The sequence below is a fragment of the Paracoccus zhejiangensis genome (assembly GCF_002847445.1).
Lineage (GTDB): Bacteria > Pseudomonadota > Alphaproteobacteria > Rhodobacterales > Rhodobacteraceae > Paracoccus > Paracoccus zhejiangensis.
In genome coordinates this window covers 3833281-3850551 of record NZ_CP025430.1, presented here as the reverse complement: position 1 = coordinate 3850551, position 17271 = coordinate 3833281, and the positions used below count along the sequence as shown (strand labels likewise).

The 17271-nt window shown below is 65.8% G+C and carries 13 protein-coding genes; 11 read left to right on the top strand and 2 right to left on the bottom strand.

Going from position 1 to position 17271, the window contains the following annotated elements; all coding sequences use genetic code 11:
• Positions 1–82: 82 nt before the first annotated feature.
• Together CX676_RS18725 and CX676_RS18720 are read right to left on the bottom strand one after the other, a co-directional pair.
• The gene (locus tag CX676_RS18725) at positions 83–730 is read right to left on the bottom strand and encodes a glutathione S-transferase family protein (protein WP_101753921.1); all 648 of its coding nucleotides are present in this window, start codon (positions 728–730) and stop codon (positions 83–85) included.
• 140 nt (positions 731–870) lie between these two features.
• Positions 871–1572: a rhomboid family intramembrane serine protease gene (locus CX676_RS18720; RefSeq protein WP_101753920.1), complete on the bottom strand. Its 702-nt coding sequence runs from the start codon at positions 1570–1572 to the stop codon at positions 871–873.
• Between the two features lie 76 nt (positions 1573–1648).
• Here CX676_RS18720 and trpS point away from each other — a divergent pair, with 76 nt between their 5' ends.
• From trpS to CX676_RS18665, 11 genes are all read left to right on the top strand, one after another.
• Positions 1649–2671 (top strand): tryptophan--tRNA ligase, encoded by a 1023-nt coding sequence (trpS, locus tag CX676_RS18715; protein WP_101753919.1) that lies wholly within the window; start codon positions 1649–1651, stop codon positions 2669–2671.
• A gap of 272 nt (positions 2672–2943) precedes the next feature.
• Entirely contained in the window at positions 2944–4629 is a 1686-nt protein-coding gene (locus CX676_RS18710) for an NAD(P)H-dependent oxidoreductase subunit E (protein ID WP_101754441.1), read from the top strand.
• A gap of 1 nt (position 4630) precedes the next feature.
• The gene (gene fdhF / locus CX676_RS18705) at positions 4631–7420 is read left to right on the top strand and encodes a formate dehydrogenase subunit alpha (protein WP_101753918.1); all 2790 of its coding nucleotides are present in this window, start codon (positions 4631–4633) and stop codon (positions 7418–7420) included.
• 151 nt (positions 7421–7571) lie between these two features.
• On the top strand, positions 7572–8156 hold the full coding sequence (locus CX676_RS18700) for an ANTAR domain-containing response regulator (RefSeq protein ID WP_101753917.1): 585 nt from the start codon (positions 7572–7574) through the stop codon (positions 8154–8156).
• Positions 8153–9304, top strand: a complete 1152-nt coding sequence (locus tag CX676_RS18695) for a CmpA/NrtA family ABC transporter substrate-binding protein (RefSeq protein ID WP_232816530.1) — start codon at positions 8153–8155, stop codon at positions 9302–9304. Before CX676_RS18700 ends, CX676_RS18695 begins: the two co-directional genes overlap by 4 nt.
• Before the next feature lie 226 nt (positions 9305–9530).
• Complete coding sequence (locus CX676_RS18690) at positions 9531–10892, top strand: CmpA/NrtA family ABC transporter substrate-binding protein (protein WP_101753916.1); 1362 nt, start codon at positions 9531–9533, stop codon at positions 10890–10892.
• 14 nt (positions 10893–10906) lie between these two features.
• Entirely contained in the window at positions 10907–11977 is a 1071-nt protein-coding gene (locus tag CX676_RS18685; protein ID WP_101753915.1) for an ABC transporter permease, read from the top strand.
• A 3-nt stretch (positions 11978–11980) separates the two neighbouring features.
• Positions 11981–13624 carry an ABC transporter ATP-binding protein gene (locus tag CX676_RS18680; RefSeq protein ID WP_101753914.1) on the top strand — a complete coding sequence of 548 codons (1644 nt, stop codon included), beginning with the start codon at positions 11981–11983 and terminating at the stop codon, positions 13622–13624.
• Positions 13621–16053, top strand: coding sequence for a nitrite reductase large subunit NirB (gene nirB / locus CX676_RS18675; protein ID WP_198590241.1), 2433 nt, complete (start codon positions 13621–13623; stop codon positions 16051–16053). Before CX676_RS18680 ends, nirB begins: the two co-directional genes overlap by 4 nt.
• Positions 16050–16397 (top strand): nitrite reductase small subunit NirD, encoded by a 348-nt coding sequence (gene nirD / locus CX676_RS18670; protein WP_232816529.1) that lies wholly within the window; start codon positions 16050–16052, stop codon positions 16395–16397. Before nirB ends, nirD begins: the two co-directional genes overlap by 4 nt.
• Before the next feature lie 25 nt (positions 16398–16422).
• Positions 16423–17268, top strand: a complete 846-nt coding sequence (locus CX676_RS18665) for a formate/nitrite transporter family protein (RefSeq protein WP_101753912.1) — start codon at positions 16423–16425, stop codon at positions 17266–17268.
• Positions 17269–17271: the final 3 nt, after the last annotated feature.

Sequence of the window (17271 nt, the reverse complement as noted above, 5' to 3'; positions counted from 1 at the left end):
GCCGGCGGCGGAGGGCAGGTCCGGGTTCGGCCTGCCCGATGCAGCGCTGTCGTCCAATAGTCCTTGTCACCGGATCACGCTGTCAGGCTGACGGTAGACCGGGATCGGTTTCTTTGGTGCTTCTTCGCTCGGACGCATTCGCCCACCAGTCATGAAGTGCAGAATACTCGGCCAGTGCAGCTCGTCCCTCGGCAGCTTGGACGAAATACGCCATCATCGGCGCAAGGTGACAATCAGCCAGCGTGAGTGTCCGGCCGTTCAAGACATGCCCCTCTGATGCCAGCGTGTCTAATGCGCCCAGAACCGGCAGCGACGCTTCCAGACCTTTCCCGATCTCGGCTTCATCCGTCTCATCGCCAATGGCCGGACGAAAGACGCGATGTGCGAACACTTGCCGAACCATGGGATAATAGCCGTAACTATCCACAATCGAAATCACCTGCACCACACGCGCGACCGATGCGCTGTCGAGCGGCATCAGCCTGGGACCTTCGAAAGCGGCGTCGATATAGCGGGTGATTGCGGCGGTTTCGTAGACGTCGAAGGCGCCATGACTCAAGACCGGAACGCGCCCGAAAGGATGCCGCCTCAGGTAGTCTTCAGAAATTCCGGACGCAAAGGGATCGATCTCCTCTGTCCGAAAGGAGATACCTTTCTCGTGCATCGCGATGCGCACGATGCGGGTATAGGCGCTGAACTGGTAGCCGCGCAGGACGACAGGTTTTCTCATGCCTGAAAGACTAGCCGTCAGATGCCCGTGCAGAAAGTGAATCACGCAGCAAGTGTAGGGTGGGGTTTCACCCCACCATTGCGGCGGATCGTGGTGGGTTGAAAACCCACCCTACAACGGACCCGGATCAGCTTGTTCCCTCACCGCTGCCGCAATTGCCGCAACGCCCGCGACATGCCGCCATCGACCAGCAGGAAGCTGAGCCCGAAACCACAGGCAAAGCCCGCCAGTTCCGCGATCCAGCCATATCCGGCATTGCCGAAGAGAAGCCCGAAGACCAGCTGGAACAGAAGCAGCATCCCGATCAGCGTAAAGGCCCGCATTCGGTTGGCATGAACCGCCGCCAGCCGGGTCCACAAGAGGAAGGTAAAGGCCCCGACCAGCCCATAGACCGCCGGATAACCACCGATCAGCGGCCCGACGCGGCCTTCGTAGGCCATGGCAAAACCGGTATAAACCAGTGCCCCGCCAATGGCCGAGCCGAAGAACAGCGCCAGCACCGCGACGGGGCGGAAATTGGCGGCGACCATGTTCCCCAAGGCCAGCGTGAAGACCACCACGAACAGCGCATGGGTGAAGCTGTAATGGACGAAGGGATAGGTCACGATCCGGTAGAGATGGCCGAAATCCACCGCGCCGATGGCCAGCATCCGCTCGATGAACTCTGGCACGAAAGCCGACCACTCGATGGCGTTCATGCGCAGGGCAATCCCCTGCTGCCCGCCGATCAGCCCGTATTGGCCCAAGCCGAAGACCAGCTCGCCCGCGATCATCGGCAGGGCCAGCACCCAGACCACCCAGGGCAACTGGTTGATCGGCGATTCATTCAGCCCGTGGCGCATGGAACTCTCCCGTGGTTGCGAAGCCGGCGGGCAAGGGCTAAGCGAAAGCGAAGCGAATTCCAAGCAGGCTTGAGCCATGACCACGACCCATACGCCCCGCATCTTCTCCGGCATCCAGCCCTCGGGTGGTTTGACGCTGGGGAATTACCTCGGCGCGCTGAAGCGTTTCGTCTCGCTGCAGGAAACCGGGATCGAGACGATCTATTGCGTCGTCGACCTGCACGCGATCACCGTCTGGCAGGAACCTGAAACCCTGCGCCACCAGACCCGCGAGGCGGCGGCGGCCTTCATGGCGGCGGGCGTCGATCCCGCGCGCTCGATCCTCTTCAACCAGAGCCAGGTCTCGGCCCATGCGGAAATGGCGTGGCTGTTCAACACTGTGGCGCGGGTCGGCTGGATGTACCGGATGACCCAGTTCAAGGACAAGGCCGGCAAGAACAGCGAGAATGCCAGTCTTGGCCTTCTGGCCTATCCGGCGCTGATGGCCGCCGACATCCTGACCTATCACGCCACCGCGGTTCCAGTGGGCGATGACCAGAAGCAGCATCTGGAACTGACCCGCGACATCGCGGCCAAGTTCAACCACGACTACGGCAGCGACTTCTTTCCGATCACCGAACCGCTGATCGAGGGGGTGGCCACGCGCGTCATGTCGCTGCGCGATGGTTCGAAGAAGATGTCGAAATCCGACCCCTCGGATGCGAGCCGCATCAACCTGACCGACGATGCCGATGCCATCGCCCAGAAGATCCGCAAGGCCCGCACCGATGCCGAGCCGCTGCCGGGCAACATGGACGGGCTGAAGGACCGGCCCGAGGCGCGCAATCTGGTCAACATCTATGCCGCGCTGTCGGACGAGACGCCGGACCAGGTGCTGGCCCGGTTCGAGGGTCAGGGTTTTGGCGCGTTCAAGCCGGCGCTGGCCGAGGTCGCCGTGGCCGCCCTGTCGCCGATCACCACGCGGATGAACCAGTTCATGGCCGACCCCGCCGAGATCGACCGCATCCTGGGCGACGGGGCCAACCGCGCCGATGCCATCGCCACGCCGATCCTTGATGCGACCAAGTCGATCATGGGCTTGATCAGTTCACGCAGGTGAAATATTATTTCCCTTAAGTTCTGACAACCGGCCCCCGCCGATCCCCTGCCGCTTGCCGCCCGCAACGGTCGCATCTGAACGGTCCATTCCGCCGAGCGGGCCTGATGGTGATGCCGAACAAGCCCACGCGCGCCTTGCGGGCGTGGTTCTGCGAAAGGGTGTCCGCGATCACGGCTTCGGGTACCGCCCCGGGCTGGACGCGCGGCGGCCATGGTGATCAGATGCTCATATGCCAGCCGGCGCGGGAGGCGCTGGCCAGCGAGGGGGGAAGAATGGCTTTGGACCAACCGAAGGGCGTCTGGAAATCCGGTCGCGGCAAGGGGCGGCACACGCCGAAGGGCCGGCAGCTCGACGATCATGCCTTGGCCGAGGTGCGGGCGCTGCTGGGCGATGGCCCGCGCCGCCGCGACCTGCTGATCGAGTATCTGCACCGGGTTCAGGACAGCTACGGCTGCCTCTCCTCCGGCCACCTGCGCGCCTTGGCCGACGAGATGCGGCTGGCGATGGCCGAGGTCTACGAGGTCGCCACCTTCTATGCCCATTTCGACGTGGTGAAAGAGGGCGAGACCCCGCCGCCCGCCCTGACCATCCGCGTCTGCGACAGCCTCAGCTGCGAGTTGGCGGGGGCCGAGGCCCTGCGCGCGGCACTGGAGGGCGGGCTTGATCCGGCCGAGGTCCGCGTGTTGCGGGCGCCCTGCATGGGCCGCTGCGACACCGCGCCGGTGCTGGAACTGGGCCACAACCATATCGACCATGCCACGCCCGACAAGGTCCACGCCGCCATCGCGGCGGGTGACACCCATGCCCATATCCCGGATTACGAACCGCTCGACACCTATCGCGTCGGCGGCGGCTATACGGCGCTCGAGCGGTTGCGCAAGGGTGGAAACTGGGAAGAGGTGCAGCAGAGCCTGCTGGATGCCGGGCTGCGCGGCCTCGGTGGCGCGGGTTTCCCCTCGGGCAAGAAATGGGGCTTCGTCCGCGCCAATCCCGGCCCCCGGCTGATGGCGGTGAATGGCGACGAGGGTGAGCCGGGGACGATCAAGGACCGCCATTACCTTGAACGCACGCCGCATCTCTTCCTCGAAGGGATGCTGATCGCCGCTTGGGCGGTCGAGGCCGAGCGCGTCTATCTCTACATGCGCGACGAATACCCGGCGGTGCTGGAGATCCTGCGCCGCGAGATCGCTGCGCTGGAAGCTGCGGGTATCGCTGCGCCCGGCTATATCGACCTGCGCCGGGGCGCCGGCGCCTATATCTGCGGCGAGGAAAGCGCCATGATCGAATCGATCGAGGGCAAGCGCGGCATCCCCCGGAACCGCCCGCCCTTCGTCGCGCAGGTTGGCATCTTCGACCGGCCAACGCTGGTTCATAATGTCGAAACGCTCTACTGGATCGCCCGCATCTGCCGCGAGGGGCCGGAGGTGCTGAACGGCACCGAGAAGAACGGTCGCAAGGGGCTGCGCAGCTTTTCCGTCTCGGGCCGCGTGGCACAGCCCGGTGTCTACCTGCTGCCGGCAGGCTCGACCATCACCGACATCATCGCGGCAGCGGGCGGCATGGCCGAGGGGCATCGCTTCAAGGCCTATCAGCCGGGCGGGCCGTCTTCGGGGCTTCTGCCGGCCAGCATGGCGGATATCCCGATGGATTTCGACATGCTGCAACCGCATGGCAGCTTCATCGGCTCGGCCGCCGTGGTGGTTCTGTCCGACCAGGACAGCGCAAGGGCGGCGGCGCTGAACATGCTGCGCTTCTTCGAGGATGAAAGCTGCGGCCAATGCACCCCTTGCCGGGTCGGCTGCGAGAAGGCGGTGAAGCTGATGCAGGCCGATCACTGGGACCAGCCGCTGCTGAAGGAACTGGCGGCGGTGATGATCGATGCCAGCATCTGCGGGCTTGGGCAGGCGGCGCCGAACCCCTTCCTGCTGACGATGAAACATTTCCCGGACGAGGTGTGACATGACCGAAGCCATCCGTTTCACCCTCGACGGGCAGGACGTCACCGCCGAACCCGGCCAGACCATCTGGGAGGTCGCAAATGGCCGCGGGCTGAAGATCCCGCATCTCTGCCTGAAACCCGCCCCCGGCTATCGCCCCGACGGCAATTGCCGCGCCTGCATGGTCGAGATCGAGGGCGAGCGCACGCTGGCCGCCTCGTGCATCCGCACGCCGACCGCCGGCATGGTGGTCAAGACCGCCAGCGACCGGGCGCAAGCCTCGCGCCGGATGGTGATGGAGCTTCTGCTGACCGACCAGCCGCCGCATGACATCTCGCATGACAAGGCGGCGCCCTTCTGGGAGATGGCGGCGGAAAACGGCATCGAGACCAGCCGCTTTCCCAAGATGAACGCTGCTGCCGTGCCGCCCACCGATGCCAGCCACGTGGCGATGACGGTGAACCTCGACGCCTGCATCCAGTGCGGGCTTTGCGTCCGCGCCTGCCGCGAGGTGCAGGTGAATGACGTGATCGGCATGGCCTTCCGTGGCCACCATGCCTATCCGGTCTTCGACATGGACGACCCGATGGGGGATTCGACCTGCGTCGCCTGCGGCGAATGCGTGCAGGCCTGCCCCACCGGCGCGCTGATGCCGGCGAGCGTGCTGAACGCCGAACAGGTGGGCGACCGCGCCGATTTCGACAGCGAGACCGAAACCGTCTGCCCCTTCTGCGGCGTCGGCTGCAAGCTGAGCCTGAAGGTCAAGGATGGCGAGGTGAGATATGTGCAGGGCCTGAACGGCCCGGCCAACGAGAACCGGCTCTGCGTCAAGGGCCGCTTTGGCTATGACTATATCCACCACGGCCACCGGCTGACCAAGCCGCTGATCCGCCGCGCCGATGCGCCGGAAAAGGGGCTGAACGTCGACCCGCTGAACTGGCAGACGCATTTCCGCGAGGCGGACTGGGACGAGGCCATGGCCTTTGCCGCCGGCGGGCTGGCGAAGCTGCGTCAGGCCCATGGCGGGCGGGCGGTTGCTGGCTTTGGCAGCGCCAAGTGCACCAACGAGGAAGCCTATCTGTTTCAGAAGCTGATCCGGCAGGCCTTCCGTCACAACAATGTCGATCACTGCACCCGGCTGTGTCACGCCTCCTCGGTCGCGGCACTGATCGAGAATGTCGGCTCGGGCGCGGTCACGGCGACCTTCAACGAGATCGAGAATGCCGATGTCGCCATCGTCATCGGCGCGAACCCGGTCGAGAACCACCCCGTCGCCGCGACCTTCTTCAAGCAGTTCACCAAGCGCGGCGGCAAGCTGATCGTCATGGACCCGCGCGGCGTCGGGCTGCGACGCCATGCCAGCCACATGCTGCAATTCCGTCCCGGCGCCGACGTGTCGATGCTGAACGCGATCATGCATGTGATCGTCGAGGAGGGGCTGTATGACGAGCAGTATATCCAAGCCTATACCGAGAACTGGGAGGCCGAAAAGGAGCACCTGAAGGGCTTCTCGCCCGAGGCCATGGCCGAGATCTGCGGCATCGAACCCGAGGTACTGCGCGACGTGGCCCGCACCTTCGCCGGCGCCAAGGCGGCGATGATCTTCTGGGGGATGGGGGTTTCCCAGCATATCCACGGCACCGACAATTCCCGCTGCCTCATCAGCCTTGCGCTGATGTGCGGACAGGTCGGGCGGCCGGGGACCGGGCTGCACCCGCTGCGCGGCCAGAACAACGTGCAGGGCGCCTCGGATGCCGGGTTGATCCCGATGTTCCTGCCCGATTACCGCCCGGTCGAGAACACCACCTATCGCGACCATGTCATCGGCATCTGGGGCGATCAGGAGGGCTGGGCCGAGGACTGGTCGGACAAGCGCGGCCTGACCGTGACCGAGATCATCGATCAGGTCTACGAGCGCAACATCAAGGGCATGTATATCCAGGGCGAGAACCCGGCCATGTCCGACCCCGACCTCGACCATGCCCGCGCGGCACTGGCGCGGCTGGAACATCTGGTGGTGCAGGACATCTTCCTGACCGAGACGGCGAACTATGCCGATGTGATCCTGCCGGCCTCGGCGCTCTATGAAAAGAACGGCACGGTCAGCAACACCAACCGGCAGGTCCAGCGCGTCCGCCCGGCCCTTCCGCCGCCCGGCGAGGCGCGCGAGGATTGGCGCGTCACCGTCGAACTGGCGCAGCGGCTGGGGCTGAACTGGACCTATACCGATGTCTCGCAGGTCTATGACGAGATGGCGGCGACCATGCCGTCCCTCGACAACATCACCTGGGACCGACTGAAGACGCAGACCGTCACCTATCCCTCGCTCTCGCCCGAGGATCCGGGCCAGGCGGTGGTCTTTGGCGATGGCTTCCCGCGTGCCGGTGGCCGGGCCAAGTTCACCCCCGCCGCCGTGCTGCCGCCGGACGAGGTGCCGGATGCCGAGTTCCCGATGATCATGACCACGGGCCGGCAGCTCGAACATTGGCATACCGGCTCGATGACCCGGCGCTCCAAGGTTCTGGACGGGGTCGAACCCGAGGCCAATGCCTCGCTGCACCCGAAGACCCTGCGCCGGCTGGGGGTCGAGCCGGGCGAATTGATCCGCCTGACCACGCGCCGGGGCAGCATCACCATCATGGCCCGCGCCGACCGCGCGGTGGCCGAGGACATGGTCTTCGTTCCCTTCGCCTATGTCGAGGCGGCGGCGAACATCCTGACCAACCCGGCGGTCGATCCCTATGGCAAGATCCCCGAGTTCAAGTTCTCGGCCGTCCGGGTCGAACCCCTGCACCCGGCGGCGGCGGAATAGCCCACGGGGCCGCGCCGGATCGGCGCGGCCCGTTCCAACCCTGCCCGTTTTCCCGGCAAACGCGGCCGGAGACGAATGATTTTGCTGCATCGCCGCATCCTGCCCTGCAGTGATGCTTGACCTTGCAACCGCAAGGGACCGTTCTGGCGCCATGACCCAGCCGCTGCGCATACTTGTCATCCAGCACGACCCCGCCCGGGCCGACATGCTGACCGATGCCCTGCGCCAGGCCGGCGAGACCGAGGTGATGGTCCTGCCCTCGGATTCCCGCCTTGCCAGCCGGATCAAGGAGCTTGGCCCGGATCTGGTGCTGATCGACCTCGCCAACCCCTCGCGCGATGCGCTGGAAGAACTGACGCTGGCCTCCTCGCCCGCCGACCGGCCGGTCGCCATGTTCGTCGATCGCAGCGATCCGGCCCTGACCCGTGCCGCCGTCGAGGCCGGAGTTTCCGCCTATGTCGTCGATGGCATCCGGCCCGATCGCATCCGCGCCGTGCTGGACGCCGCGCTGGCGCGGTTCCACATGTTCCAGAAGCTGCGGACCGAGCTTGACGCAACCCGCGCCGCGCTGGAACAGCGCAAGATCATCGACCGCGCCAAGGGCGTCCTCATGCGCGCGCGCGGCATTTCCGAGGACGAGGCCTATGCGCTGATGCGCCGTGCGGCGATGGAGCGGGGCCGCAAGATCGCCGACGTGGCTGCCGCCATCGTCACCGCCTCGGAACTTTTGCAGTGACCCCGGCGCTGGAGATCGGCTTCATGCCGCTGGTCGATGCCGCGCCGCTGATCGTCGCCCGCGACATGGGCTTTGCCGCGCAGGAACGGCTGGACCTGGTGCTGCACCGCGCCGGCAACTGGTCGATGCTGCGCGACCTCCTGGATCTGGGCCGAGTGCAGGCCGCGCATATGCTGTCACCCATGCCGGTCGCCCGCGCGCTGGGGCTGGGCGGGGCCGGCCCGGGGGTCGAGACGCTGATGGTGCTATCGATGAACGGGCAAGTGGTGGGCGTTTCGCCCGACCTCGCCCGCGACATGCGCGCGGCGGGGCCCGATCTCGGCTTCGGCGATGCCGTTGCGACCAGTCAGGCCCTGCGCTCCGCCCGCCCCGACGGTCTGCGCCTTGGCGTCCCCTTCCCCTTCTCGATGCATGCCGAATTGCTGGGCTACTGGCTCGGCCCGCAGGTGACGCTGGCCACCGTCCCGCCCCCTGACATGGCCGCGGCCATCGGCGCGGGCGATATCGAGGCCTTCTGCGTGGGCGAGCCCTGGGGTTCGCAGGCGGTGGAGCTGGGTGCGGCGGAACTGATCCTGCCCGGTGCCGCGATCTGGTCGCAGGCGCCCGAAAAGGTGCTGGCCGTCCGTGCGGGCTGGGCCGAGGAGAACGCCGATCTTACTGGCCGGCTGATGCGGGCGGTCTGGCGGGCCGGGCAATGGCTGTCCCTGCCGCAGAACGCGCCGCTCGCCTCCGAAATTCTCTCCGAACCCGACCGCCTCGGCGTTGATCCCGAAATCATCGACCGGGCGCTGACCGGGCAATTGCTGACCCGGCGCGGTGGCGAGCTGATCCGCGCACCCGCGCTGCTCGAGTTTCATCACGGCGCGGCGAACTTCCCCTGGCGGTCGCAGGCGGCATGGATCGCGGGCCGCATGGCCCGGCGCTTTGGCCTCGACCTACGCCGCGCCGCCGAGGCGGCGCAGGCGATCTGGCGCAGCGATCTTTACCGCCAGCACCTCGCCGATCTGGCGATTCTGCCCGCCGCCTCGTCCAAACTGGAAGGCGCCTGCCCGGTACCGCAAGCCGTGGGTGCGACCCGCGCCTCACTGATTCTGTCCGAGAATCGGTTCTTCGACGGCCTGATTTTTGATCCTTCCGCCGATAACTGACCAGATTTCGGGCAATTCGCTGCACCGCAGCATTCACCCCTTGCCGGCCGCTTGGCGATTCGCGCTGCCGCCCGCACTGTCAGGGTAACGGAACAGCGCCGTTCCGCCCGACCCCATCGACCGGGGCCATAGGCAAAGCCGCCGATCCCTGACCGCGTTCCTCCCCCTTACGCGCGGCCAAAGGTTCGGCGGCTTCTTTTTTAGGCCCATCAGGATGGGAACAGACATGACACGCTTCGCCACGATCCTTCTCGCCAGCACTGCCCTTGCCAGCCCCGCGCTGGCCGAGATGCTGGAGGTCGAGAAGGACGAACTGACCCTCGGCTTCATCAAGCTGACCGACATGGCGCCCCTCGCCATCGCCTATGAGAAGCATTTCTTCGAGGACGAGGGGCTGTATGTGACGCTAGAGCCGCAGGCCAACTGGAAGGTGCTGCTGGACCGGGTAATCTCGGGCGAGCTTGACGGCGCGCATATGCTGGCCGGGCAGCCGCTGGCCGCGACCATCGGCTATGGCACCAAGGCGCATATCGTCACCCCCTTCTCGATGGACCTGAACGGCAATGCCATCACCGTCAGCAACGAGGTCTGGGCGGCGATGAAGCCGGCGATCCCGGTCGGTGCAGATGGCAAGCCCGAACACCCGGTCTCGGCCGCCGCGCTGAAGCCGGTGATCGAGGACTTCCGGGCGCGCGGCCAGATCTTCAACATGGGTATGGTCTTTCCGGTCTCGACCCATAATTACGAGCTGCGCTATTGGCTGGCGGCGGGCGGAATCAACCCGGGCTTCTACAGCCCAGAGGATGTCTCGGGCCAGATCAGCGCCGATGCCTTCCTGTCGGTCACACCGCCGCCACAGATGCCTGCCACGCTCGAGGCCGGCACGATCAACGGCTATTCCGTGGGCGAGCCGTGGAACCAGCAGGCGGTGCTGAAGGGGATCGGCGTTCCGGTCATCACCGATATCGAGATCTGGAAGAACAATCCCGAAAAGGTCTTTGGCCTGACGGCGGAATTCGTCGAGGCGAACCCCAACACCACGCTGGCGCTGACCAAGGCGCTCATCCGTGCCGCCGAATGGCTGGATGCCGAGGGCAACGCCAACCGCGCCGAGGCGGTCGAGATCCTGTCGCGGTCCGAATATGTCGGTGCCGATGCCGAGGTCATCGCCAATTCGATGACCGGCAGCTTTGAATACGAGCCGGGCGACAGGCGCGCGGTGCCCGATTTCAACGTCTTCTTCCGCTACAACGCCACCTATCCCTTCTATTCCGACGCCATCTGGACGCTGACCCAGATGCGCCGCTGGGGCCAGATCGAGGCCGCCCAGCCCGATGGCTGGTATGCCGAAACGGCGGCAGCGGTCTACAAGCCCGCGATCTACCTGGAAGCCGCGCGGATGCTGGTCGACGAGGGGCTGGCCGACGCAGCCGACTTCCCCTGGGACAGCGACGGCTACAAGCCCGCCACGGCCGAGTTCATCGACGGCATCTCCTATGACGGCCGCACGCCGAACGCCTACCTGGACAGCCTGCCCATCGGGCTGAAGGCCGACCAGCGCGTCATCGGCCGCGACGTTCAGGGTTGAGGGAGAAGAGAGCCATGACCGCCATCGATCCCACCCGTCTCGACAGCCCCCGCCGCGCCCGCGCGCTGAGCCGCATCAGCAAGGCCGATGGCTGGTTCAAGGTGCTGGGCCTGCCCTTCATGACGCCGCTTCTGCGCGCGATCATGGGCGACAGCCCGCGCGCGCAGATGAAACAGCTCTGGATCACGCTTTTCGTGCCGATCCTGTCGATCCTCGCCTTCCTGATCCTCTGGGCGACGCTCGCCCCGCAGGTGCAGACCTCGCTTGGCGCGGTACCGGGTCCGGTTCAGGTCTGGCAGCAGGCCGTGACCCTGCATCAGGACGCCCTTCGCGAAGGCGAGAAGGAAGCTGCCTTCAACGACCGTCAGGATCAGCGCAATGCCCAACTGGTCGCCGAGGGGCAGGCCGACAAGGTCAAGGAACGCGCCTATACCGGCAAGCCGACCTATTACCAGCAGATCGCCACCTCGATCAAAACCGTCTTCATGGGCTTCCTGATCGGCACGATGATCGCGGTTCCGCTTGGCATCGCCGCCGGGTTGTCGCCCACGGTCAATGCCGCGATCAACCCGCTGGTGCAGATCTTCAAGCCGGTCAGTCCGCTGGCCTGGCTGCCGATCGTGACCATGGTGGTCAGCGCGCTGTCCTCGGGCTCGGACGGGCTGTTCGCGAAAAGCTTCATCGTCTCGGCCATCACCGTCACGCTCTGCTCGCTCTGGCCGACGCTCATCAATACCTCGCTTGGCGTGGCCTCGATCGACCGCGATCTGGTGAATGTGGGGCGGGTGCTGAAGCTGTCGCCGCTGACCAAGGTGCGCCGGCTGGTGCTGCCCTCGGCCCTGCCACTGATCTTCACCGGGCTGCGCCTGTCGCTCGGGGTGGGCTGGATGGTGCTGATCGCCGCCGAGATGCTGGCGCAGAACCCCGGGCTCGGGAAGTTCGTCTGGGACGAGTTCCAGAACGGCTCCTCCGACAGCCTCGCCCGGATCATGGTCGCGGTGCTGACCATCGGCCTGATCGGCTTCCTGCTGGACCGGATGATGTTCGCCATCCAGCAACTCATTACCTTCTCGGACAAAAGGTAAGCCATGACCGTCCTTGACCTCAAAGCCCTCGGCAAGTCCTACGGCGATCAGCCGGTGCTGAGCGGCATCAACCTCAGCGTGGCAGAGGGCGAATTCGTCGCCATCCTCGGCTTCTCGGGCACCGGCAAGACCACGCTGATCAGCCTGATGGCCGGGCTGGAACTGCCCACGAGTGGCAGCGTCAGTTTTCGCGGCAAGCCGGTCACCGGGCCGGGGCCGGAGCGCGGGGTGGTGTTTCAAAGCTATTCGCTGATGCCCTGGCTGACCGTTGCCGGCAATATCGCGCTGGCCACCCGCGCCGCCCTGCCCCGGCTGACCAGGGCCGAGATCGACGCGCGCGTGGCGAAATACATCGCAATGGTCGGTCTGTCCCACGCCGCCAGCCGCCGCCCGGCGGAGCTGTCGGGCGGGATGCGCCAGCGGGTCGGCATCGCCCGCGCGCTGGCCATGGACCCGGATATCCTGCTGCTCGACGAACCCCTGTCGGCGCTGGACGCGCTGACCCGGGCCAATCTGGCCGACGAGATCGAGGCGATCTGGCAGGCCGACCGCAAGACCGTGGTGCTGATCACCAATGACGTGGACGAGGCCATCGTGCTGGCCGACCGCATCCTCTGCCTCGATCCCGACGGTCGCATCGGCGCCGAGTTCCGCACCAACCTGCCGCGCCCGCGCGACCGCACGGCGATGAACCACGACCCCGCCTTCAAAAGCCTGCGGTCCGAAATCACCAGCCACCTGATCCGCGCCGGCGCGCAGGTCACGGCCGAGCAGCGCCGCAACCTGCCCAATGTGACCCCGCTGCACGCCCTGCCGCGCGCCTATGCCAAGGCCGCCGCCGCGCGGGCGGACGAGCGATACCTGCAGTTTTCGAAGCTGCACAAGATCTATCCGACCCCCAAGGGCCCGCTGACCGTGGTCGAGGATGTGAACCTGACGCTGAAAAAGGGCGAGTTCGTCAGCCTCATCGGCCATTCCGGCTGCGGCAAGTCCACGGTGCTGACCATGGCGGCGGGGCTGAACCCGATCAGCAAGGGCGCGATCATCCTTGACGGCACCCATGTCGAGGGCGCCGACCCCGAGCGTGCGGTGGTTTTCCAGTCGCCCAGCCTCTTCCCCTGGCTGACCGCGCGGGAAAACGTCGCCATCGGCGTTGATCGCGTCTACCCGACCGCCAGCCGCGCCGAGCGGCAGGAGGTCGTGGAATATTACCTCGAGCGCGTGGGTCTGGGCGACGCGATGCACCGGCCCGCCTCGGAAATGTCGAACGGGATGCGCCAGCGCGTCGGCATCGCCCGCGCCTTCGCCCTTTCGCCGAAACTCCTGCTGCTCGATGAACCCTTCGGCATGCTCGACAGCCTGACCCGTTGGGAATTGCAGGAAGTGCTGATGGAGGTCTGGGACCGGACCAAGGTCACCGCCGTCTGCGTCACCCATGACGTGGACGAGGCGATCCTGCTGGCGGACCGGGTGGTGATGATGACCAACGGGCCAGAGGCCACCATCGGCAAGATCACCGAGGTGAGCCTGCCCCGCCCGCGCAGCCGCAAGGAGCTGCTGAAACACCCCGATTACTACGCCTATCGCGAGGAGATCATCGGTTTCCTCGAGGAATACGAACACGGTCACAAGAAGGAGGCCGCATGATGGAAAAGCTGGTCGTCATCGGCGCGGGCATGGCCTCGGGCCGGATGCTGGAGCATCTGACCGATGCGAATGCGCCCTATCAGATCACCCTCTTCAATGCCGAGCCACGCGGGAACTATAACCGCATCATGCTGTCGCCGGTACTGTCGGGCGAAAAGACCTACGAGGACATCGTCACCCATGACGCGGACTGGTATCAGTCGCGCGGCATCACCACCCGCTTTGGCGAGCATGTCACCGGCATCGACCGCAAGCGCAGGATCGTTCACGGCCAGAACGGCGCGGTGCCCTATGACAAGCTGGTCATCGCCACGGGTTCCGCGCCCTTCATGATCCCGGTGGTGGGCCGCGACCTGCCCGGCGTCATCGCCTATCGCGATCTCCATGACACCAACGCCATGATCGCCGCTGCCCAGCCTGGTGCGGAAGCCGTGGTGATCGGTGGCGGGCTACTTGGTCTCGAGGCCGCTGCGGGCCTGCAGATGCGCGGCATGAAGGTGACCGTCATCCACCTGATGGGCCACCTGATGGAACGCCAGTTGGACCCCTCGGCCGGTTACCTGCTGCAAAAGGCGCTGGAGGCACGCGGCATCAAGGTCCATTGCAAGGGCGCCACCAAGGCCATTCTCGGCGAGACCCATGCCGAGGCGGTGCTGCTGGAAGATGGCACCGTCTATGGCGCCGATCTGGTGGTGATGGCCGTGGGCATCCGCCCCGAGACCCGCCTTGCCGTCGATGCGCATCTGGAGGTCGAGCGCGGGATTACCGTCGATGACCAGTTGCGGACCTCGGACCCCTCGGTCTTTGCCCTTGGCGAATGCGTCGAGCATCGCCAGCAGCTTTTCGGCCTCGTCGCGCCGCTTTACGATCAGGCGAAGGTCCTGGCCGCGACACTGATGGGCGAGGCCTCGGCCTTCCAGCCGGTGCAGACCGCGACCAAGCTGAAGGTGACCGGCTGCGACCTCTTCAGCGCCGGCGATTTCGCCGATGGCCCGACCCGCGAGGATATCGTCTTCCGCGACCCCGGCCGCGGCATCTACAAACGGCTGGTGATCGAGGGCGACCGGCTGGTCGGCGCGGTCATGTATGGCGACACGGCGGATGGCAGCTGGTTCTTCGGTCTGATCAAGGACCAGACCGACATATCCCAGATGCGCGACACGCTGATCTTTGGCCCGGCCTTTCAGGGCGGGGGCTCCGTGGACCCTATGGCGGCCGTTGCAGCATTGCCGCCTGACGCAGAGATCTGCGGCTGCAACGGCGTCTGCAAGGGCAGGATCGTCGATGCCGTCCTTGGCGGTGCCGATACGCTGGACAAGCTGCGCGCCACCACCAAGGCCAGCGCCTCCTGCGGCACCTGCACCGGGCTGGTGCAGCAGGTCATGGCGCTGACCCTTGGCGGCGAGGTGGTCGACACCCCTGCCGGCATGTGCGGTTGCACCGAACTGGCACATGAGGACGTGCGCCGGCTGATCAAGGCCAAGGGGCTGAAATCCATGCCCGCCGTCATGCAGGAATGCGGCTGGACCACGCCGGATGGCTGCGCCAAATGCCGCCCGGCGCTGAACTTCTACCTGCTGGCCGACTGGCCTCTCGACTATCAGGACGACCGCCAGTCGCGCTTTGTCAACGAGCGCAACCACGCCAATATCCAAAAGGACGGAACCTATTCGGTGGTGCCGCGCATGTGGGGCGGCGTCACCACGCCGGCGGAACTGCGCGCCATTGCCGACGCCGCCGAGAAATACAACGTGCCGATGGTCAAGGTCACTGGCGGCCAGCGCATCGACCTGCTGGGCGTCCGGAAAGAGGACCTGCCCGCCATGTGGGCCGATCTGAACGATGCCGGCATGGTCTCGGGCCATGCCTATTCCAAGGGGTTGCGGACGGTGAAAACCTGCGTAGGCAGCGAGTTCTGCCGCTTCGGCACGCAGGATTCGACGGGCCTCGGCATCCGGCTGGAAAAGCTGCTCTGGGGCAGCTGGACCCCGCACAAGGTCAAGCTGGGCGTCTCGGGCTGCCCGCGCAACTGCGCCGAGGCGACCTGCAAGGATGTGGGCGTCGTCTGTGTCGATAGCGGCTATCAGGTCAGCGTCTCGGGCGCCGCCGGGATGGAGGTGAAGGAAACCGAACTTCTGGTCACCGTTCCGACCGAGGACGAGGCGGTCGAGATCATAACCGCCTTCATCCAGCTTTACCGCGAGAATGCCCGCTATCTCGATCGGGCGTGGAAATGGACCGCAAGGGTCGGACTCGACTGGGTCAAGGCGCAGGTCGTCGATGATCCGGATCAGCGCCGCGCGCTGGTTGAACGTTTCGAACTCAGCCAGTCGGTCTATCGCAAGGACCCCTGGGCCGAACATGCCAAACCCGGCGCGCGCGACGAATTTTCGCCGCTGGCCGATCTGCGACTGGAGGCAGCCGAATGATGGCGCAAGCAACCGAATGGCTGGACATCGCCGCGCTGAGTGACATTCCCCAACAGGGTGCGCGTCTCTTACGCACGGGCGCGGGCTGCATCGCGATCTTTCGCACCCATGACGACCGCGTCTTCGCGCTGGACGACCGCTGCCCGCACAAGGGCGGCCCGCTGTCCGAGGGTATCGTCGCCGGCCACACCATCACCTGCCCGCTGCACAACTGGGTCTTCGATCTGAACAGCGGTCAGGCGCAGGGCGCGGACGAGGGATCCGTGCGCAGCTATGCCGCAAGGGTCGAGGGCGGGCGGGTGCTAGTCAGCGCAGAGATGCTGACACGGCGCAGCGCCGCCTGAATAACATCGCAGGAAAGGAACCCCCATGTCCTACGTCACCCCCCAAGACTTCGCCAGGAAGATGATCGATGCGGGCGAGGCCAAGATCTTCATGTCCACCAAGGATACGCTGATCCGCGCCTACATGGCCGGCGCGATCCTCGCGCTGGCGGCGGCCTTCGCCGTGACCGTCACCGTCAACACCGGCAACCCGTTGATCGGGGCGCTGTTGTTCCCGGTCGGCTTTTGTATGCTGTACCTGCTGGGTTTCGATTTGCTGACCGGGGTTTTCACCCTCGTGCCGCTGGCCTTGCTGAACCGCCGGCCCGGCGTCACCCTGAACGGGATGCTGCGCAACTGGGGGCTCGTCTTTGCCGGAAATTTCCTTGGCGCGATGACCGTCGCCCTGTTCATGGCGATCATCGTCACCTTCGGCTTTTCCGAGGAACCGAATGCCGTCGGCCAGCAGATCGGCCATATCGGCGAAGGTCGGACGCTGGGTTACGCTGCCCATGGCGCGGCGGGGATGCTGACCCTCTTCATCCGCGCGGTGATGTGCAACTGGATGGTCTCGACCGGCGTGGTGGCGGCGATGATGTCGACCAGCGTTTCGGGCAAGGTCATCGCCATGTGGATGCCGATCCTCGTCTTCTTCTACATGGGATTCGAGCATTCCATCGTGAACATGTTCCTCTTCCCCTCCGGCCTGCTGCTGGGCGGCAATTTCACCATCGCCGATTACCTGATCTGGAACGAGATCCCGACTGTTCTGGGCAATCTGGTCGGCGGGCTGACCTTTGTCGGCGCGATGATCTATGCCACCCATCACAAGACCTCGCCCGCCCGCCCGGCGGAAGACCCGGTCACGCCAATCGCTGTCCCGGCGGAGTAACCC

What these genes read in the sequence shown, in the direction of transcription:
- CX676_RS18690 (WP_101753916.1), top strand. Translation starts at nt 9,531, where the DNA reads ATGACACGCTTCGCCACGATCCTTCTCGCCAGCACTGCCCTTGCCAGC.
- CX676_RS18665 (WP_101753912.1), top strand. Translation starts at nt 16,423, where the DNA reads ATGTCCTACGTCACCCCCCAAGACTTCGCCAGGAAGATGATCGATGCG.
- nirB (WP_198590241.1), top strand. Translation starts at nt 13,621, where the DNA reads ATGATGGAAAAGCTGGTCGTCATCGGCGCGGGCATGGCCTCGGGCCGG.
- CX676_RS18700 (WP_101753917.1), top strand. Translation starts at nt 7,572, where the DNA reads ATGACCCAGCCGCTGCGCATACTTGTCATCCAGCACGACCCCGCCCGG.
- CX676_RS18710 (WP_101754441.1), top strand. Translation starts at nt 2,944, where the DNA reads ATGGCTTTGGACCAACCGAAGGGCGTCTGGAAATCCGGTCGCGGCAAG.
- CX676_RS18725 (WP_101753921.1), bottom strand. Translation starts at nt 730, where the DNA reads ATGAGAAAACCTGTCGTCCTGCGCGGCTACCAGTTCAGCGCCTATACC.
- fdhF (WP_101753918.1), top strand. Translation starts at nt 4,631, where the DNA reads ATGACCGAAGCCATCCGTTTCACCCTCGACGGGCAGGACGTCACCGCC.
- nirD (WP_232816529.1), top strand. Translation starts at nt 16,050, where the DNA reads ATGATGGCGCAAGCAACCGAATGGCTGGACATCGCCGCGCTGAGTGAC.
- CX676_RS18685 (WP_101753915.1), top strand. Translation starts at nt 10,907, where the DNA reads ATGACCGCCATCGATCCCACCCGTCTCGACAGCCCCCGCCGCGCCCGC.
- CX676_RS18680 (WP_101753914.1), top strand. Translation starts at nt 11,981, where the DNA reads ATGACCGTCCTTGACCTCAAAGCCCTCGGCAAGTCCTACGGCGATCAG.
- CX676_RS18720 (WP_101753920.1), bottom strand. Translation starts at nt 1,572, where the DNA reads ATGCGCCACGGGCTGAATGAATCGCCGATCAACCAGTTGCCCTGGGTG.
- trpS (WP_101753919.1), top strand. Translation starts at nt 1,649, where the DNA reads ATGACCACGACCCATACGCCCCGCATCTTCTCCGGCATCCAGCCCTCG.